This is a genomic window from Pedobacter sp. AC402, from assembly GCF_979252805.1.
The window spans coordinates 163,591-182,217 of record NZ_CEEDAI010000007.1 but is presented as its reverse complement, the minus strand read 5'-3'; the positions used below and the strand labels follow the sequence as shown (position 1 = coordinate 182,217).

Here is an 18,627-nt window from a genome sequence, read left to right as displayed (position 1 = left end):
AATTTATACGATGAATACGATTACAAAATATACCTGCCTTTTTTTATTATTGAGCGCTTCCTGCTTTGCGCAAAATAACACACCAGCTATCCCTGTAACACCAGGGGTTTCACTTGCGCTGGCAACATCAAGAAGTGCTTCCATCAGCAATATTCAGTATCAACTTCATTTCGATATTCCTGCAGAACAAACAGCATTAATAAACGCTACAGAAAGTATTGTTTTTAAGTTAAATAAGCTGGCTCAACTGCAAATAGACTTTAAGCAAAATGCCGATCATTTAAAGCAGGTTTTAGTTAATGGCAAAGTGATAACGATTAATTTTAAGGAAGAACATATTCTGATCGATCAGCAATACCTAAAAGCCGGAAATAATACTATTAAAATCGAATTTGTTGCGGGCAATGAATCATTAAATAGGAATAAGGATTTTCTTTATGCACTCTTTGTTCCCGATCATGCCCGAACCGTGTTTCCCTGTTTTGATCAACCTGACTTGAAAGCTAATTTTTTACTTTCATTAACGGTGCCAATTGATTGGAAAGTAATGGCCAATGCAATTAAAAAGGATTCACTGGTAAATAGAAATGCCGTTACGTATCATTTTAAAAATTCAGATAAACTGCCTACTTACCTGTTTTCTTTTACTTCAGGGAAATATGCTTTTATTAAAAAGAAAATGAATAACCGCGACATGGAATTTCTGCACCGCGAAACCGATTCTGCTAAAATTAAACTCAGTGTAGATTCTGTTTTTGTGGCACACCGTGATGCAATTGACTTTTTGGAGGAATGGACGGGCATTAAATATCCTTTTCAGAAAGTGGGTTTTGTAGCAATTCCTGATTTCCAGTTTGGCGGTATGGAACATCCCGGAGAAGTACAATATAAAGCATCGGCCCTGTTTCTGGATCAGGGAGCAACAAAAGATCAGTTTATTTCGCGTTCCAACCTCATCTCGCACGAAACGGCACACATGTGGTTTGGCGATCTGGTTACCATGAAATGGTTTAACGATGTTTGGATGAAAGAGGTTTTTGCCAATTTTATGGCTGATAAAGTGACAGAAAAACTGATGGGTAAAAGTACGTTCGACCTAAAGTTTTTGCAAGATCATTATCCCGCAGCATATGGCATAGATCGAACGTTGGGTGCAAATCCCATCCGCCAGCAATTGGATAATCTGCAGGAAGCAGGTTCAATGTACGGAAATATCATTTACCATAAAGCCCCGATTATGATGCGCCAGTTGGAGTTATTAATGGGAAAGGAGAGTTTTCAAAAAGGAATACGGGAATACTTAAAAAAATACAGTTATGGCAACGCTACCTGGAACGATCTGATAGCGATTTTAAGTAAATATAGTAAAAGAGACCTGTACAGTTGGAATAAGGTTTGGGTAAACGAACCTGGCAGACCAGTTTTTAGTTATGATATTAAGTTTGATGGCGACAAAATAAGCGACTTAACCATCAGTCAGAAAAGCGAAGTGGGCGCGCAAAGAATATGGCCTCAATCTTTCACCATGAAACTGGTATATGCCGATAGCAGTAAGGTATTAATGGTTAATTCGATGAATGCAAAAACGTTTATAAATGAGGCAAAGGGACTTTCGAAGCCTCAATACATTTTGTTTAATGCGAATGGTGCAGGTTATGGTCTTTTTCCAATCGACCAGCCCTTAACCGCTAATCTTTATAGTTTGGTAGATCCTTTAGAAAGAGGCATCGGCCTATATCAATGCATATGAGAATATGCTTTCGGGCAGCGGCAATAAACCCGATGCACTTTTAAATGTTTTGCTTAAAGGACTCAATGTAGAACAAAATGAAATGAACCTGAGGTTGCTTTCAGGGTATTTAACAAATATTTACTGGACATTTCTCACCCCAGCTAAAAGAAATGCGTTACATGTTGGTGTAGAGAAAACAATCTGGACCGCGATGGAAAAGCAGCAAATGCAGAACAATAAAAAGATTTTATTTAATGCTTACCAAAATGTTTACTTGAGTGCCGAAGCAGGTAAAAAAATGTATAATTTCTGGCTAAAACAATCTGCACCTGAAGGAATTAAACTTTTAGAAGATGATTATAGTGCCTTGGCTTTAACTTTAGCCCTCAAAACGGATACAGCGAACAGCATTTTAAAAGAACAGTTGGCAAGGACTAAAAATGAAGACCGTAAAAACCGCCTACTTTATTTAATGCCAGCACTATCAACAGATGTTAAAGTGAGAGATGGTTTTTTTGATAGTTTGAAGGAGCGGAAAAACCGTAACAAAGAAGCATGGGTTACAACGGCGTTATTTTATCTACACCATCCAATCAGGCAGGCTAGTTCAGTAAATTACCTTGCCGAAAGTTTAAATTTATTGGAAGAGATACAAAAAACCGGGGATATATTTTTCCCTCAATCATGGCTGGCTTCTATATTTTCGAATTATAATACCAAGCAGGCAGATAGAATAGTAAAGGATTTTTTAAACGTGCACCCAAATTACAACCCTAAATTAAAGGATAAGATTTTGCAGGCTACGGATAATTTAAGGCGAGCACAGTTTATCGTAAACTAAGCATGCTGTAATTAAATTATTCAAACGTTCTGAAATAAATTTAGGGCGATAAGTTTTAATTTATTAAATTGCTGCAAGTCATTTCGAGCGGAGTGCAACGAAACAGAGAAATCTTTTAAATTAGATTTCTCCGTTCAGCTACCTAATGAAAAATAGACTTGCTACAATCGAAATAATGATTCAAGTATTTGTTATTAGTTTAACCTGAAACCTTAACGCGCCCTAAATTTCACAAAATAAAACCTATCAATTACTCTCTAATTAACGATTCAGTTTCGCTGTTCAGGTTATCTAATAAACCATTTAATAAAATTTCTCTTTTGTCTTCGATCGAATGATCATCCTGAATATAAACGGTTAGGTTCGTGTTTTCTGTCGATTGAGTATACATGGCTTCGGTAATTTATGTTTGTCAATTAATTGTCTACATTTATTTAACGTAGCTTTTTAAATATAGTTTGTAACTTTTTTATTCGAACTTAGGGTGAGCACTTTCTTTCGATTAATCAGATAATAACTAGCCATGATCAAACATTGAGCTACCTATTGAGGTTATAAGTGTCAGAACAAAACAAATCCTTTTAACCTAAGAATCAATGAAACAATATGATGCAATAATTATAGGAGCAGGGCAGGCTGGCACTCCATTGGCTAAAAAACTGGCCGAAGCGGGTAAAAAAACAGCCATTATCGAAAAAAGGCTTGTTGGTGGTACCTGTATAAACGATGGTTGTACACCAACCAAAGCTATGGTAGCCTCGGCAAGAGCCGTATATCAGGCAAAAAAAGCTATTGATTTAGGTGTAGATGTAGGTACTGTGAAAATTGATTTTAAAAAGATTAAACAGCGTAAAGATGATATTGTAACACAATTTAGGTCTTCATCAGAAAAAGGCATTAAAGGCACTAAAGGACTTGACCTTATCTTCGGTACAGCCAGGTTTAGCGGAAAGAAAGAACTTACCATATCACTCAACAACGGCGGTGAAGAAAAACTGACTGCCGATTTAATTTTTATCAATACAGGGGCAAAAACCTCCATACCGGATATTGAAGGATTAAATGAAATTGATTACCTCACCTCAACAACAATTTTAGATCTCGAATCCGTTCCAGCGCATTTGGTTGTTATTGGTGGTAATTACATCGGCCTCGAATTTGGACAAATGTTTAACCGTTTTGGAAGTAAAGTAACCATTCTAGAAAAATCAACCGGAATATTGGCTAAAGAAGATCAGGATATCTCATCAGCGTTAACCGAAATCTTAACTGATGAAAAGATTGAACTCATTACCGGAGTTGAAATCGATAAAATTGAAAAAGACAAAAATCAGATTCACATTGAGCTCCATTCCGGTAAGCGCAAGAAAAAAATCAGTGCAACGCATTTGTTGATTGCCGTAGGCCGAACGCCTCAAACAGCAGATTTAGGACTTGAAAACTGTGGCGTAAAGCTCGATGACCACGGACATATCCTGGTTAATGAAAAACTGGAAACCAACATAAAAGGAATTTATGCGCTTGGTGATGTAAAGGGAGGTCCGGCGTTTACCCATATTGCTTATAACGATTATACCATAGTTTACCGCAACCTGATTGAGGGTACCGATTATTCTATTCACGATCGCCCGGTGCCTTATTGCATGTTTACTGATCCACAACTCGGGCGAATTGGCATTTCGGAAAAAGAAGCAAAAGAAAAGAAACTGAATTATAAAGTAGCTGTCCTTCCGATGAGGAGCGTGGCCAGGGGCATAGAAACAGGCGAAACACTTGGCCTGATGAAAGCCGTGGTAGATGCCGATACAAAAGAGATATTAGGTGCTGCCATATTAGCTTCAGAGGGTGGAGAAATTATGTCTGTTTTGCAGATGGCCATTGAAGGCGGAATCACTTACGATAGAATCAGGTATTGTGTTTTTGCGCATCCTACCTATTCAGAATCGTTGAACAACTTATTTATGAAACTCGACAATTAAATATGATCGAACTCAAGGAGATAAGCAAGAAATTTGGCCATACTCAGGCTGTAAATAACATTTCATTTAAAGTAGAAGAAAAAGAAACGCTCGTACTATTGGGTACAAGTGGTTGCGGTAAAACAACTACCTTAAAAATGATTAACCGTTTGATTGAGCCAGATACCGGGCAGATTATCATCAATGGAGCCGACATTACCAATCAAAACCCTGATGTATTGCGGAAAGGCATTGGTTATGTGATGCAAAACATCGGGCTTTTTCCGCATTATACCATTGCCGAAAATATTGCTGTAGTACCAAAACTGTTGCAGTGGGAAAAGGAGAAAATCAAGAGCCGTACACAAGAACTTATTGGTAAACTTCATCTTCCTGAAAATGTATTAAAAATGTTTCCCCATCAACTCAGTGGCGGGCAGCAGCAACGCGTTGGCCTGGCACGTGCTTTGGTTACCAACCCGGCAGTATTGTTAATGGATGAACCCTTTGGTGCACTTGATAATGTAACCCGGAGCAGCATTCAAAAAGAGTTTAAAGCACTTGAGGAATTAAAACGAAAAACCATTGTTATGGTTACACACGATGTTCAGGAAGCTTTCGAACTGGCAGGCAGGATCTGTTTAATGGATAAAGGAAAAATTATTCAGATCGGTACACCAAAACAATTGCTCTATCAACCGATGAACGATTTTGCGAAGAAATTCTTAGCCAGTCAAAAACTTGCTTTAGAATTTAAAGTGGTTAATATACAGGATATTTGGTCGTTTTTACCTAAAGGAACACTACAAGATGGAAAAGCCTTTCCGGCAAACCTTAATATATGGGAAGCTATGGAATTGCTTAGGAATACCGACAGGTCTGAATTGTTAATATCTGCCGATAATAAGGAAAGCAAAACGGTTACTTTTGAGCAATTGACACAAGGTTTTAATCAGTTTCAAACTTCGCAACCGCATGAATGAACAACAGCAAACCTTATGGCAGTTTATGCAGGGGCAATCTGATAAATTGCTTAACCAAACCTTGCAGCATGTAGGTTTAACTTTTATTTCACTTTTACTGGCCATAGCCATTGGTTTGCCTCTGGGTATCTTAATAGCACGAAAAAGAAAGCTTTCGGGTACAGTTTTGGGTATTGCAGGTGTGCTGCAAACCATTCCGAGTATTGCCTTATTGGGTTTTATGATTCCTGTTTTGGGTATAGGTGCCAAGCCCGCCATTGTGGCCTTGCTTATTTATGCTCTTTTGCCCATTATCCGCAATACCTATACGGGTATTATTGGTATTGATCAGCATATAAAAGAAGCTGCAAGGGCTATGGGGATGAGCAGAAGTCAGATTTTATTAAAAGTAGAATTGCCCTTAGCCATGCCGGTAATTTTGGCGGGCATCCGTACCGCTACGGTAATTAATGTTGGTGTAGCCACACTGGCCTCTTTTATTGCCGCCGGCGGATTGGGAGAGTTTATTTTTGGAGGCATTTCGCTTAATAATACCAACATGATCCTTGCAGGAGCAATCCCCGCGGCACTGCTTGCAATTATTCTGGATGCTTTACTTTCATTAATTCAGAAAATGAATTTTAAAAAGTTAAGGCGGGCACTCTATGTTTTTCCTGTTGTAATTTTATTTTTGGGTGGTTTTTACGCGCTCCCATCTGCTTATGGTTCTACGCTAACAGCCGGATTTACCCATGAATTTATGGGCAGGCAAGATGGAGATCTAGGCTTAAGATCGGTATATGGTTTAAAGATTCATACCATCGTAATCAGTGATGCGGTAATGTATAAAGCAGCTTACGCTAAAGAACTCGATGTAATTAGTGGTTATTCTACCGATGGCCGTTTAAAAGCTTTCGGCCTTAAAATTCTTAAAGATGATAAAAACATTTTTCCACCATATTATGCAGCACCAATAGTTCGGAACGAAGCATTAAAGCAATTTCCTGCGTTGGAGGAAACATTAAATCTCCTTGCAGATAAAATTACAGATGCTGCGATGACCGATCTAAACTATAAAACGGATTACCTGCACCAGTCTCCAGAACGGGTAGCTAAAGATTTCCTGATCAGTATCGGGTTATATAAAGCCCCTAAAAATGGCCATAACGGCACAATAAGAATTGGTTCCAAAATTTTTGGTGAGCAATATATCCTCGCAGAAATGTACAGTATGCTGATTAAAGGCTACACAGATTACGATGTATCAACAAAAACAGGACTTGGCGGTACTAAGATATGCTTTGATGCACTAACCAATAACCAGATCGATTTTTATCCTGAATATACCGGAACCGGCTTGCTGGTTTTGCTGCAGCCAGATGCAAAAGTAGCAAAAGAAATGGCTCACGATAAAGAAAAAACCTACAATTATGTATCGGCAGAATTTGAAAAGAAATTCAAAATCAAATGGCTTAAACCTATTGGTTTTAACAATTCTTATGCATTAATGATGCGGCGAAAACAATCAAAAGATCTGAATGTTAATACCATCACAGATCTTAAAAACTATCTAGATAAAAATTAATGACACTGGCAGAAGAATACTTGGAGATAAGGAAATGCTCCGAACAAATTTGCGATCCACTGCAAACAGAAGATTATGTGGTACAGCCTGTGGCAGATGTAAGTCCTCCGAAATGGCATTTGGGGCATACTACCTGGTTCTTCGAAACCTTTATATTAAAGCCGTTTGCTATTAATTACCAGGTATATAACGATGATTATAATTTTGTTTTTAATAGTTATTATGAAACTGTAGGCAATCGGGTAATCCGTACAGACCGCGGAAATTTAAGCCGCCCGAGTGTAAATGAAATTTACCAGTACAGGGCTTACGTAGATAAAGCCATGGTAAAATTTTTAACTCAACCAATTAGCGATGAAATTAAAGCGTTATTGGTTTTAGGTTTTAACCACGAACAACAACATCAGGAACTTTTGCTTACTGATATTAAATACATTTTGGGCAATAATCCACTCTTTCCAGTATATTCTACGCTTAAAAAGGAAGTTTTGCATCACAATAATGGGGATGATGGTTTTATTGATATTAAAGAAGGTATTTATGAAATTGGCTATAACGGAAATGATTTCAGTTTCGATAATGAACTGAACAGGCACAAAGTTTACCTGCAAAATTTCTCCATCAGTAAAACATTGGTAAGCAATGCCGAATTTATTCAATTTATTGAAGCCGGAGGTTATGAAAACTTTAATTACTGGCATGCTGAAGGTTGGGATTGGTTAAAAACCAACCACATTACCTCACCCATGTATTGGCATTTAATTGATGCAAAATGGTTCAATTATACATTAAGCGGCCTTTTACCTGTTGATCTAAATGCCCCGGTAACGCACATCAGTTATTACGAAGCCTATGCTTTTGCAAGCTGGAAAGGTATGCGTTTGCCCACAGAGTTCGAATGGGAAATTGCTGCACAAAACTTCAACTGGGGCGAACGGTGGGAGTGGACAGAAAGTGCATATCTGCCTTATCCCGGTTTTAGCAAAGCACCAGGCGCAATAGGCGAGTACAATGGTAAGTTTATGGTTAACCAAAAAGTACTTCGGGGCGCATCAATAGCTACACCCGATAACCATTCGAGAATCACTTATCGAAATTTCTTTCACCCACATTTAAGATGGCAATATACAGGCCTCCGCCTGGTAAAATAGTATAGATATGACCACCACCACTATCGAAACAACAACAGACCAAAAAACACAGTTCCTTCAAGAAACCTTAACGGGTTTGCAATCTGAACCGAAATTTATGCTTTCCAAGTATTTTTATGATGCTACCGGAGACCGTATTTTTCAACAGATTATGGATATGGAGGAATATTATTTAACAAATGCCGAAATGGAGATCCTTCAATATCAGGCCGATCAGCTTTCGCAGGCAATTGCTGCAGATGGGAGTTCTTTTGATCCGATTGAATTGGGAGCCGGGGATGCCACAAAATCTATACATCTGCTTAGTTCATTGATGAACAGCAATTTGGAGTTTAGTTATTTACCCATCGATATTTCAGCACATGTAATTGATGATCTTGAAGAAAACCTTCCGAAAAAGCTTCCGGGCTTAAATATGACTGGCTTAAATGGCGATTATTTTGACATGCTCAAAAGGGCTGCAGAACTATCAAACCGTAGGAAAGTAGTATTGTTTATGGGTGCAAACATCGGAAACATGAATATCGCCGATGCCGAAAAATTCTGTATTTCGTTAAAAGAGATACTTTCACCCAACGATTTTTTAATTATTGGCTTCGACCTGAAGAAAAACCCTCAAAAAATCCTTGCAGCCTATAATGATCAGGCGGGTATTACAAAATCGTTTAACCTTAACCTGCTCAACCGCATTAATAAAGAACTCGATGGTAATTTTAATCTCGAATATTTTGATCATTATGCAAGTTACGATCCAGCATCAGGTGCCTGTAAAAGTTACCTCATCAGTTTAAAAAACCAGATTGTGAACATTGGCCACCAGGCCATACATTTTGCTGAAAATGAACATGTTTACATGGAGATATCACAAAAATATTCACTTGCTGATATTGATCAATTGGCTGAAAAAACAGGATTTAAGCCGCTTCAACGCTTTTTCGATCAAAATCAATACTTTGTAGATGCCATTTGGAAGGTAGATTAATTTCTGCCATCCAAAACTGTTAAAAGGCGGTTTAAATCTTCCTCTGTATTGTAAAAATGGAACGAAATCCGGGTTCCCGTTCCCCTGGGCGAACATATTATTTTTGCCTCGGCAAGTTGGTTTACTTTGTTTTCATGCAACGGCATACTCATAATAGTTGATTGGTATTTTCTATCCAGCATCCAGTCTGGTATTAAACCCCTCGAATTTAATTCTAATCTGGCTTTGTTGCTTAACGTTTGTGTCAGTTTCTCAATCGAATCGAAACCGATTGCAGCAAGCTCCGCTAAACTTTCGTTTAATGCACCAAAGTTTAACGTATCCAAATGCCCCGGTTCAAAACACATTGATAAATGAATTTTTCCCTTCAAAAATGGAGCTTTGGGTAATTCTGCCAGTTTCTTTTGGCTGTAAACTGCCTCTTTCATTTGATCAGAAAGAAAAACATATCCATTTCCAAAGCCACCTAAAAGCCATTTATAACCACTTCCAATCAAGGCATCCAATCCTGATTTTTCAAAATCAAACGCTGTTGTGCCTGTAAACTGTGTGCCGTCACCAACTAATAAAAGTTTAGGGTAGTTACTTTTAAGTTTCTGAATAAATTCATCGTCCATTCTTAATCCGCTGATGTACTGCACCATGCTAAATGCAAATACTGTGGGCTTAAAAGTATCAATTGCGTGAATAATATTTTCCTCTAAATTTTTATCAATTGCCACTGTACGGTATTCGAAACCACCACTGCATACAGGATAACTCACTGACGGATATTCTTCTTCCAGCAACAGAAAACGATGGTTTTTATCCAATCCGGCCAACAAAGTATTAAACCCGACCGAGAAATTTTGAACAAGAAAGGTGTTTTCAGTTTTCGATCCGAAAAGGCCGCTAATAGTATTTCTCAGCTTATCGATTAATGGCAGGTTTTCTGTTCTGAACATGCTTCCTCCGGCAATAAAATCATCATCATGTTTGGTTCTCCAGGCTGCAATATTTTGAGATAAGATGCCCGCATTTGCAGTATTGAGATAAGTATAAGCTTCGAGGATCGGAAAAGATAGGTTCATGCTCAAAATTAGCAGAAATACGTATAAAACAAACAGTCTAAGTTTTTAAACTGAATTTTATACAAACCTATGAGAAACACGATTGTTATTTATACAATTCTAGACGTTACTATGGAAAATCAAACATCAATACTGATTACAGAACTGAAAAAGCTATTAAACGGAGGAGGGGCCCATGTAGGTTTTAAAGATGCCGTTGCCGATCTGCCATTTAGTTTATTAGGAGAAAAGCCCCACAATTTGCCTTATAGCATTTGGCAACTGGTAGAACACATAAAAATTGCCCAATGGGATATGCTCGAATTTAGTAAAGACGGTTCGCACCAATCGCCAAAATGGCCCGATGAATATTGGCCTGAAGCGCTTGCTCCAACAGATGAAGCAGCCTGGAACAATACACTGAAACAGATTGATAGCGATTTAAATGAATTTTTTGCGCTTTTGGATGCTGCTGATTTATTTGAGGCAATTCCACATGGCGATGGACAAAGTATATTGCGTGAAGCTTTGCAGATTGCCGATCATAATGCTTATCATATTGCTGAAATTGTAGTCATCAGGCGTTTATTGGGGGCATGGAAAAGTTAAGTGTTTCATCACAGATTTACACCGGTAATTCGGATTTAAATTTGTTTGTATTGCACAAAAACATCGCTGAGAAAGATGTCTCATTCAGGCCTTAATATTGACGCTTATGCAACCAAAATTTGTAAAAATAACCCGCTACATTTAATTATGCGATTTTACATAACTGAATTAATTAAATAACTATGTTACAAAATTACAAAGCATTCAGCTCATTTTCTGTAGATGATTTACAGAAAGCAAAAGATTTTTACCAGGGGATATTGGGTATTGAGGTTAAAGATAACCCGATGGGATTGATTGAGTTAGTAATATCTGGCTCAACTAATGTATTACTATATCCAAAGCCCAATCACGTTCCGGCAACGTTTACTGTGCTTAATTTTCCGGTTGATAATATAGATCAAACTGTGGATGAACTTATAGCAAAAGGGGTGCAATTCGAGATTTACAATCAGGACACGGTTAAAACTGATGAAAAGGGTATATCCCGCGGAAATGGAGGACCAAATATTGCCTGGTTTAGAGATCCTTCCGGTAATATATTATCTATTCTGGAAATGGCTTAAAAGCTTTAACAAACTTCCGAAGTTCGCACAAGGCCAACTTCGGATTTATTATGCTAAAAGTCCAAAACACTGATAAGCAATTTCATATTCCTCGTTTGTGGGTATTACCAAAATCTTAACTTTCGAATTAACAGTATTAATTTCTTTTAATTCGCCTTTGTATGCAATATTTTGAGCGTGATCCAATTCAATACCAAGGTAATTGAGTTCAGCACATACGGCCTCTCGCATATTGCTATCATTTTCGCCAACCCCCGCAGTAAATATCACCGAATCAATACCATTTAACACTGCTGCATAAGCACCAATAAATTTCCTAATCCTGTAAGCGTACAGTTTTAGGGCTAAAACAGCCGCTTGATTTCCTTCGCTTACCAGTTTTCTGATATCACGCATATCGCTCGAGCCACCTACACCTAAAAGACCTGATTGTTTATTAACCAGGGTACTCAATTGCTCCAAGGTATAACCCGCATGCTCCATTAAATGGAAAATAACCGAAGGATCAATATCTCCGGAACGTGTACCCATCATTAATCCACTTAATGGGCCAAAACCCATACTGGTATCGATAGATTTACCGTCTTTTATGGCTGTAATGCTGCAGCCATTGCCCAGATGGATACTGATAATTTTACTGTGCGACTTGTTTAACCATTTTATGGCCTGTTCGCTTACATATTTATGGCTTGTACCATGAAAACCATACACCCTGATGTTATGCTCTTTATAATACCATTCGGGAATGGCATAGCGGTAAGTCTGCTCGGGTATGGTTTGATGGAACGCAGTATCAAATACGGCAATTTGCCTGGCATTAACAAAAGTTTGTTCTGCTACCTCAATACATTTGTAATTAACAGGATTATGGAGCGGTGCCAGCGAAAATAGCTTTTTAATCAGCTTTTTTACTTCATCAGTTATAATTACCGGACCCGAAAAGTTTTCGCCACCATGCACTACACGGTGTCCAACTGCATCAATATCATCCGGACTATTAATCACCGCAAGTAATCCTTCTGTTAACAAGGTGAGCACTTGTTTTAAACCTTCTCCATGGTTGGCAATAAAACCAGTTTCTTCAATACTGTGTTTTTCTGCTCCCTTGTAAACGGTGTGTTTTATAAATGAACCTTCAATGCCAATACGTTCTACCAAACCACTGCAAACAGGGGCTTTTTCTGGCATTTTAAAAAGCTGGTATTTTAAGGAACTGCTTCCTGAATTAATTACTAAAATGTTCATGTTAAATATCTTGACATTGGATCGCTGTAATTACAACGGTATTAAAAATATCATCTACGGTACAACCACGGCTTAAATCGTTTATTGGTTTGTTTAAACCTTGCAACATTGGGCCAATGGCCAATGCACCGGTTTCGCGTTGCACGGCTTTGTAAGTGTTGTTACCCGTATTTAAATCAGGGAAAATGAGTACACTAGCCCGGCCTGCAACCTCCGAACCCGGAAGTTTTTGCTTACCCACGAGTGGATCAACCGCGGCATCGTATTGTATTGGGCCTTCTATTTTCAGTTCCGGATGTTTTGCTTTAACAATGGCGGTGGCTTCGCGTACCCGTTCTACATCTTCACCCTCACCTGATGTTCCAGACGAATAAGAAAGCATTGCAATGCGCGGCTCAATGCCAAATTTCGCACTGCTTTCTGCTGACGAAATGGCGATTTCTGCCAGTTGCTGCGCAGTAGGATTGGGATTTACCGCACAATCGCCAAATATGGCCACACGCTCGGGTAAACACATAAAGAATATCGAAGAAACTACTGAAACTCCCGGTTTGGTTTTAACAAATTGCAAGGCAGGCCTGATGGTGTGCTGGGTAGTATGCACCGCTCCGGAAACCATTCCATCAGCATCACCTTTGTAAACCATCATGGTACCAAAATAAGAAACATCAGTCATCATATCCCTTGCCATTTCCAAGTTTACATTTTTAGCCTTGCGCAACTCATGCAGCGTATCTACATAATCATTGTAATGTGCAGACTGACCGGGATTATGGATTTTTATTGCATTGGTATCTAAATTCAATCCCAACCGTTTAATGCTATTGGTAATTTCAACCGGATCGCCCAATAAGGTAAGGTCTACAATGTCTTGCGCAATTAATTTTTCTACCGCTTTTAAAATGCGTTCATCATTTCCTTCAGGCAAAACAATATGTTTTTTATCACGCTTGGCCCATTTAACCAATTGGTATTGAAACATATGCGGCGTAATGCCCTGATAGCTAAAGGTGATAATTTTATCGTCTAAAGCTTTTATATCTACATATTTTTCGAAAAGCTCAATCGCAGTGGCGATCTTTTTCTTGTTTTCAATCGTTATTTTTGAATGGATACCGCCAATTGTAGTGGTGGTTTCGAAAGTGCCTTTCTGTACCGAAATAATCGGAATAATGGTCTGTAAACCCTCAATCAGTTTAATAATTGGTTCATCAGGTAAACTCCCCGCTGTTAAAACAATCCCTGCAATTTTTGGGTAATTGGCAGATAAATTAGCCTGTAAAGCCCCAATAATGATATCACCACGATCGCCGGGCGTTACAATCAACAGATTATCTTTAATGTGCCTTAAAAAGTTTGGCAACATCATCGCTCCGGTAACAAAATTATCAACCTGGTTATCAAGCAATTCAGATCCGAAAAGTACCTCGCCACCTAAAGCCAATGCAATTTCTTTCATGGTTGGGCTTTGCAGTCCTGTTTCGGTAGGGATTACTGCAATAAGCAATTCAGCAGGCAATTGGTTGGTTAAAGCCTGTTTTATCCGATCGGCCTCCTCAGGATTTACCATATTGGCCACCACGCCCAAAACCTGTACATCGCGCAGTAAAAAGTTACGGTAAATGTTAATGGCAGTTTTAAAAAGCTGGCTCGCCGTTTTGTTTTTTCCCGATACCACAATTAATACAGGAGCACCAAGGTTTTTGGCCATTAAAGCGTTCGATTCAAATTCGAAAGCCATGCCTTCACCTAAAAAGTCGCTACCCTCAATTACTGTAAAATCATAATTATCTTCTAGTTTTTTATATTTACTAATGATGGTATTGATAATTATTCCGCTATCTTCTGATTGATGCAGCATTTCTTGCCGGGTAAAAGCAAAAGCATCCTCATATTTAACAGGAAGCGAAAAATAATCAAGCATGGCTTCTACATGTTCATCTTTTTGATTTGGATCATCCTGTGCTATAATAGGCTTAAAATAGCCCACTTTTTGAGTTTTTGCCAACAACATGTTAATCATGCCGAAAGCGATTACTGATTTTCCGGTGTAGGGTTCGGCTGAAGCAATAAAAATATTTTTAGTCATAAAATAGGGATCAATTATAGGAATAACCAACAATGGCCAATATAGTTGGAAATATTTATTTTAAAAACTAAAGCAGCCTAAGTTTTAAATGCAAATGAAAAACTGCCGTTAAAATGACTTTAAAGCAATCGCCACAACGATAGATTTGATGATCAAAAAGTGGAGAAGCTATACCTTTAAGCGTTCGATTCGATAAGTAACTTTAGCATTTTTAGTCTGTGAATAAGCGGTAAATTCACTTTTGCATCCGGATTAAGCCGAAGCGGCATAAAATGGCTTTCCAGGAAATGTTCATAATCTGTAATTATGGTAGCTTGGTTAAGATAAATAGGAACCTGTTGTTTTCCGGCCTGTGTAAAAAAATCCTCTAACTGCTGTACTTCTTGGATGGTCATAACGCAAAGTTATCATTATGAAACAACTGATGTGAAATAAAATAAAGCTTTATCGCTTATCTATCTCGGGTTCAATCTAAATAAATTTTAAAAAGAATACCTTTTTTAAGTGATTGCTCTTCTAATGGTTATTTTTTTTAAATGTTGTTTGGTGCTAAAAATTTTAGTTTAAATTTGCAATTCCCTAATTAAATTATCCGGCATTCTAATCCTTAATGAAGAATGAACAAAAGTGAAGTGAATAAAAATATCCCTCATCCTGAGATCATTCAGGATGTTTCATCACTTGGAAAAGTATATTACCGCAAAGAAACCGCCTGGCACCGCGATTGGAAACTGGCTTTTCCACCCTCATTCAGAGAGGTTGCTTTTTATGATGCCGCCAATACCGATATTCATCGCGCAGATGTTTTTACACCGTCAGGCTATACCATCGAATTTCAAAATTCGCCAATTACAGTTGCCGAATTAAATAGCAGGGAAGCCTTTTATCCAAATCTGATTTGGGTATTAAATGGCAAAAAGTTTAAAGGATTTAAAATTTTGAAACATTTACCTGATGTAGATGATCCGAAACTTGCCGATTATGAATTTTGCCATTCCGATCATTTATCGATGGTAAGAAAAAACGATGTATTACAGGGTGTTATAAATCCTAAAATACTCAATTTTTATCATCCGGAACTAAAGGATACTAAATTCACTTCTGATTTATATTCTTTCTGTTGGAAACAACCGCATAGTGTATGGTATTTAGCTACTGCGAAAATAATTGTAGACTTAGGTGGACATTTTTTATACGAACTTAGACAAAGAAAGCAATCGAATGGAAATTATCCATATTTAAAAATGATTAGCAGAAAAACTTTTATCAATTGGCATACCCCTCCTGAACAATAAGAAATGATCGTGTTAAGGTGTATTAATACAAATTTGTAATTGTTTAAGTACATAATTATTCCGTAAAAATGACTTTTAACAGAATTTTTAATGGATTCGATTTTAATTAATAACTATAAAATCGAATTTTTAAAATTATTCTTTACTCCTACAGGCTTTTTTCAAAAGATTTAGGCATGTTTCTTGGCTTATTAAGCAAAACGCTTAATCATAATGCACTCAATTAATGCCGCTCAACAAACATGCATCATTATAGATGATGACGAAATTAGTATCAGTATTTTAAATAATTTTATCGATCGTATTGAAAACCTAAATGTTACCGCCACTTTTACAGACCCAATTGATGGGGTTTTAGCAATTAGAGAAATGCAGGAGATAGATTTCTTGTTCCTTGATATTGGGATGGAAGTTTCAGGATTGGATATTGCAAAACTATTGAGGGATCATGTAAAATACCTTGTTTTTATTACCTTCCACGAAAAATATGCGCTTGATGCCTTTAATGTATATTGCGACAGGTTTATTGTAAAACCCATAACCTTTGAGAAAATAAATTCGACAATTTTGGAACTGACGAGGAGAGATAAGCGATAATAAAAATTAAAGTGGTTGTAAACAACCACTTTAAAAGGTAAGCATAGCCTATTTAATGCTATCATTAATTTTGTTAATCATCACCAAGTGGGTTTGTACAATTGGTGCTGTTTTGGTAGCAAATGCTTTTAGGTCGGCATCTTTTCCATTTTTGGATTCATCTTCCATTAATTTAAGGGTCGATTTGTGTCCGTCTACCATTGCACTTACATAAGCTTTGTCAAAATCTGCTCCTGTTTTTTTACTCAGGTCGTCGATTTTTTTCTTATGCTCATCATCAACAGTACTTGGTAATGTAATGTTTTTTTGTTTTGCAATGGCCATTAGTTCTGTATTTGCCATACCATGATCTTTAACCATCATGGTTGCAAACTCTTTAACCTGTGGGTTGCTGCTTTTTTCTAATGCCATTTTACCCAATTCCACTTCGGCCATACCACCTACGGCTGCCTGAGTGGTAAATTTAGAATCGGCTTCATCTACCGCAATTCCGCCTGTTGCAGCAGCATTGGTGGTGGTATCTTTTGCCATATTCAAACTGTCGGCACTTTCTTTGGCATCTTTATTTCCGCCGCCACAGGCCTGAAAAGCCAGGGCAGAAATTGCCATTACATACATTAACTTTTTCATATTTACTGGTTTTGTTGTATGTACATAACATACACATGCTGTAAACGGTTTTTAACTTTTTTCTAATTATTTAAGGAGGAGTAAAGTTCAGTTTATCAGCTGTATATAATCTTTTTCGCAGGGAAAAGGCTTAAACAAAACAGATATGTTGCAATTGTTATTTGGACTTGATCTAAATAGAGGCTATATTTGCCAAAAATAAAAATGCCACACGGTTCGGACCCGTGTGGCTAACCGGAAATCCGGCTCACCTTTAATCTCCATTAAAAGCCATGCAAATTAAGAAAATTTTGCTATTGGGCATGCTATGTGCCTGTGTAATTTTTGCTTCTGCCCAAAATCGACTCTCGGGTATCTCGGGGCAAATCAAAACCAGCGATGGAACTCCGCTTCCAGGGGCTACAATTAAAATCCACAAAAGCAATTATGGTACTTTAACGGATCAACGAGGTGAGTTTAAAATCTTAAACATGGTTTCTGGTCGCTATACACTACAGGTATCCGCTATTGGATTTAAAACGCAAAAAAAGGAAATCACTATTACTGATGGACAAACAATAGCTTTAAATTTTAGCTTGTCAGAATCCTCAGAGCAGATGGAAACCGTAAACGTTATCGGCAGAACATCCAGTCAGGAAGTAAACAGGCAGGCCTTTAACGTAACAGCTGTCGACGCTAAGAAGTTGTACAACACCACGCTTGATATTTCTGGTGCATTAGATCGTGTAGCGGGTATAAGGGTGAGGGAATCGGGAGGCGTTGGTTCGAATTTTAACCTTTCATTAAATGGTTTTTCTGGTAATCATGTGCGCTATTTTATCGATGGCATCCCGATGGATAATTTTGGATCTTCATTTCAGATCAATAATATTCCAATCAACATTGCTGATAGAATTGAGGTGTATAAAGGTGTAGTGCCGATGTGGCTGGGATCAGATGCTTTGGGTGGTGCTATCAATATTGTAACTGGCGATCGTTACCGCAATTATATTGATGCTTCTTACTCTTTTGGCTCATTTAATACGCATAGGAGCGTAATTAATGCAGCAGTAACATCAAGAAGTGGCTTAACTTATCAATTAAACGCTTTCCAGAATTATTCGGATAATGATTATAAAGTTAATGTAGAAGCATCAGACATTTATACTGAAGCTTCTATGCGCCAAAAGCCGCTTTAAGAAGATTTAATGATACTTACCATAACGAAACCTTAATTGCAAATGTAGGTGTTGTGGGTAAAAGTTATGCAGATAAGCTTTTGTTTGGCATAACAGTAGGTCAAAATTATAAGGAAATTCAAACTGGTGCCAGGATGGTTTCTGTTTTTGGTGGTTGG

18 protein-coding genes are annotated in these 18,627 nt (G+C 37.8%); 12 read left to right on the top strand and 6 right to left on the bottom strand.

What is annotated here, in order from left to right; translation table 11 throughout:
- Positions 1-10: 10 nt before the first annotated feature.
- Entirely contained in the window at positions 11-1,750 is a 1,740-nt protein-coding gene (locus AC0IWE_RS07320) for a M1 family metallopeptidase (RefSeq protein WP_471792545.1), read from the top strand.
- 4 nt (positions 1,751-1,754) lie between these two features.
- Entirely contained in the window at positions 1,755-2,573 is an 819-nt protein-coding gene (locus AC0IWE_RS07315; RefSeq protein ID WP_471792544.1) for a hypothetical protein, read from the top strand.
- Between the two features lie 250 nt (positions 2,574-2,823).
- Here the strand turns inward: AC0IWE_RS07315 and AC0IWE_RS07310 are convergent, their stop codons facing one another.
- Entirely contained in the window at positions 2,824-2,964 is a 141-nt protein-coding gene (locus AC0IWE_RS07310; RefSeq protein ID WP_157255431.1) for a hypothetical protein, read from the bottom strand.
- 205 nt (positions 2,965-3,169) lie between these two features.
- On the opposite strand from AC0IWE_RS07310, the gene AC0IWE_RS07305 reads away from it, so the two are divergent.
- The 5 genes from AC0IWE_RS07305 to AC0IWE_RS07285 are packed head-to-tail and all read left to right on the top strand — an operon-like array spanning position 3,170 to position 9,211.
- Complete coding sequence (locus tag AC0IWE_RS07305; RefSeq protein WP_471792543.1) at positions 3,170-4,552, top strand: mercuric reductase; 1,383 nt, start codon at positions 3,170-3,172, stop codon at positions 4,550-4,552.
- A 2-nt stretch (positions 4,553-4,554) separates the two neighbouring features.
- Positions 4,555-5,514, top strand: a complete 960-nt coding sequence (locus AC0IWE_RS07300; protein ID WP_471792542.1) for an ABC transporter ATP-binding protein — start codon at positions 4,555-4,557, stop codon at positions 5,512-5,514.
- The gene (locus tag AC0IWE_RS07295) at positions 5,507-7,078 is read left to right on the top strand and encodes an ABC transporter permease/substrate-binding protein (RefSeq protein ID WP_471792541.1); all 1,572 of its coding nucleotides are present in this window, start codon (positions 5,507-5,509) and stop codon (positions 7,076-7,078) included. Before AC0IWE_RS07300 ends, AC0IWE_RS07295 begins: the two co-directional genes overlap by 8 nt.
- Positions 7,078-8,229, top strand: coding sequence for an ergothioneine biosynthesis protein EgtB (egtB, locus tag AC0IWE_RS07290; RefSeq protein WP_471792540.1), 1,152 nt, complete (start codon positions 7,078-7,080; stop codon positions 8,227-8,229). The genes AC0IWE_RS07295 and egtB overlap by 1 nt, the downstream gene beginning before the upstream one ends.
- A gap of 7 nt (positions 8,230-8,236) precedes the next feature.
- A complete protein-coding gene (locus AC0IWE_RS07285) occupies positions 8,237-9,211 on the top strand; it encodes an L-histidine N(alpha)-methyltransferase (protein ID WP_471792539.1) in 975 nt (324 codons plus the stop codon).
- On the opposite strand, the gene AC0IWE_RS07280 is transcribed toward AC0IWE_RS07285, so the two are convergent.
- Positions 9,208-10,281: an aminotransferase class V-fold PLP-dependent enzyme gene (locus AC0IWE_RS07280; RefSeq protein WP_471792538.1), complete on the bottom strand. Its 1,074-nt coding sequence runs from the start codon at positions 10,279-10,281 to the stop codon at positions 9,208-9,210. The genes AC0IWE_RS07285 and AC0IWE_RS07280 overlap by 4 nt on opposite strands.
- A gap of 111 nt (positions 10,282-10,392) precedes the next feature.
- On the opposite strand from AC0IWE_RS07280, the gene AC0IWE_RS07275 reads away from it, so the two are divergent.
- Together AC0IWE_RS07275 and AC0IWE_RS07270 are read left to right on the top strand one after the other, a co-directional pair.
- Entirely contained in the window at positions 10,393-10,869 is a 477-nt protein-coding gene (locus AC0IWE_RS07275; protein WP_471792537.1) for a DinB family protein, read from the top strand.
- 182 nt (positions 10,870-11,051) lie between these two features.
- The gene (locus AC0IWE_RS07270; RefSeq protein WP_471792536.1) at positions 11,052-11,435 is read left to right on the top strand and encodes a VOC family protein; all 384 of its coding nucleotides are present in this window, start codon (positions 11,052-11,054) and stop codon (positions 11,433-11,435) included.
- A 48-nt stretch (positions 11,436-11,483) separates the two neighbouring features.
- Here the strand turns inward: AC0IWE_RS07270 and AC0IWE_RS07265 are convergent, their stop codons facing one another.
- The 3 genes from AC0IWE_RS07265 to AC0IWE_RS07255 all read right to left on the bottom strand — a co-directional run bounded on the left by AC0IWE_RS07265 (position 11,484) and on the right by AC0IWE_RS07255 (position 15,164).
- Positions 11,484-12,680 (bottom strand): acetate/propionate family kinase, encoded by a 1,197-nt coding sequence (locus AC0IWE_RS07265; protein ID WP_471792535.1) that lies wholly within the window; start codon positions 12,678-12,680, stop codon positions 11,484-11,486.
- Between the two features lies 1 nt (position 12,681).
- Positions 12,682-14,769, bottom strand: a complete 2,088-nt coding sequence (gene pta, locus AC0IWE_RS07260; RefSeq protein WP_471792534.1) for a phosphate acetyltransferase — start codon at positions 14,767-14,769, stop codon at positions 12,682-12,684.
- 176 nt (positions 14,770-14,945) lie between these two features.
- Entirely contained in the window at positions 14,946-15,164 is a 219-nt protein-coding gene (locus AC0IWE_RS07255; protein ID WP_055910370.1) for a DUF6965 family protein, read from the bottom strand.
- A 222-nt stretch (positions 15,165-15,386) separates the two neighbouring features.
- Between AC0IWE_RS07255 and AC0IWE_RS07250 the strand changes: the two genes are divergently transcribed.
- Positions 15,387-16,064, top strand: a complete 678-nt coding sequence (locus tag AC0IWE_RS07250; protein ID WP_471792533.1) for a competence protein CoiA family protein — start codon at positions 15,387-15,389, stop codon at positions 16,062-16,064.
- Positions 16,065-16,277: 213 nt separating this feature from the next.
- A complete protein-coding gene (locus tag AC0IWE_RS07245) occupies positions 16,278-16,661 on the top strand; it encodes a LytR/AlgR family response regulator transcription factor (RefSeq protein WP_055910377.1) in 384 nt (127 codons plus the stop codon).
- A 48-nt stretch (positions 16,662-16,709) separates the two neighbouring features.
- On the opposite strand, the gene AC0IWE_RS07240 is transcribed toward AC0IWE_RS07245, so the two are convergent.
- On the bottom strand, positions 16,710-17,291 hold the full coding sequence (locus tag AC0IWE_RS07240) for a DUF4142 domain-containing protein (RefSeq protein WP_471792532.1): 582 nt from the start codon (positions 17,289-17,291) through the stop codon (positions 16,710-16,712).
- A 272-nt stretch (positions 17,292-17,563) separates the two neighbouring features.
- On the opposite strand from AC0IWE_RS07240, the gene AC0IWE_RS07235 reads away from it, so the two are divergent.
- Positions 17,564-18,469: a carboxypeptidase-like regulatory domain-containing protein gene (locus AC0IWE_RS07235; protein ID WP_471792531.1), complete on the top strand. Its 906-nt coding sequence runs from the start codon at positions 17,564-17,566 to the stop codon at positions 18,467-18,469.
- Positions 18,470-18,627: the final 158 nt, after the last annotated feature.

Bases quoted from the DNA above. Each gene is read 5' to 3' on its own strand.
- AC0IWE_RS07280 (WP_471792538.1), bottom strand. From the start codon at position 10,281: ATGAACCTATCTTTTCCGATCCTCGAAGCTTATACTTATCTCAATACT.
- AC0IWE_RS07315 (WP_471792544.1), top strand. From the start codon at position 1,755: ATGCTTTCGGGCAGCGGCAATAAACCCGATGCACTTTTAAATGTTTTG.
- AC0IWE_RS07300 (WP_471792542.1), top strand. From the start codon at position 4,555: ATGATCGAACTCAAGGAGATAAGCAAGAAATTTGGCCATACTCAGGCT.
- AC0IWE_RS07320 (WP_471792545.1), top strand. From the start codon at position 11: ATGAATACGATTACAAAATATACCTGCCTTTTTTTATTATTGAGCGCT.
- AC0IWE_RS07285 (WP_471792539.1), top strand. From the start codon at position 8,237: ATGACCACCACCACTATCGAAACAACAACAGACCAAAAAACACAGTTC.
- AC0IWE_RS07295 (WP_471792541.1), top strand. From the start codon at position 5,507: ATGAATGAACAACAGCAAACCTTATGGCAGTTTATGCAGGGGCAATCT.
- egtB (WP_471792540.1), top strand. From the start codon at position 7,078: ATGACACTGGCAGAAGAATACTTGGAGATAAGGAAATGCTCCGAACAA.
- AC0IWE_RS07265 (WP_471792535.1), bottom strand. From the start codon at position 12,680: ATGAACATTTTAGTAATTAATTCAGGAAGCAGTTCCTTAAAATACCAG.
- AC0IWE_RS07255 (WP_055910370.1), bottom strand. From the start codon at position 15,164: ATGACCATCCAAGAAGTACAGCAGTTAGAGGATTTTTTTACACAGGCC.
- pta (WP_471792534.1), bottom strand. From the start codon at position 14,769: ATGACTAAAAATATTTTTATTGCTTCAGCCGAACCCTACACCGGAAAA.
- AC0IWE_RS07250 (WP_471792533.1), top strand. From the start codon at position 15,387: ATGAACAAAAGTGAAGTGAATAAAAATATCCCTCATCCTGAGATCATT.
- AC0IWE_RS07310 (WP_157255431.1), bottom strand. From the start codon at position 2,964: ATGTATACTCAATCGACAGAAAACACGAACCTAACCGTTTATATTCAG.
- AC0IWE_RS07270 (WP_471792536.1), top strand. From the start codon at position 11,052: ATGTTACAAAATTACAAAGCATTCAGCTCATTTTCTGTAGATGATTTA.
- AC0IWE_RS07245 (WP_055910377.1), top strand. From the start codon at position 16,278: ATGCACTCAATTAATGCCGCTCAACAAACATGCATCATTATAGATGAT.
- AC0IWE_RS07275 (WP_471792537.1), top strand. From the start codon at position 10,393: ATGGAAAATCAAACATCAATACTGATTACAGAACTGAAAAAGCTATTA.
- AC0IWE_RS07235 (WP_471792531.1), top strand. From the start codon at position 17,564: ATGCAAATTAAGAAAATTTTGCTATTGGGCATGCTATGTGCCTGTGTA.
- AC0IWE_RS07305 (WP_471792543.1), top strand. From the start codon at position 3,170: ATGAAACAATATGATGCAATAATTATAGGAGCAGGGCAGGCTGGCACT.
- AC0IWE_RS07240 (WP_471792532.1), bottom strand. From the start codon at position 17,291: ATGAAAAAGTTAATGTATGTAATGGCAATTTCTGCCCTGGCTTTTCAG.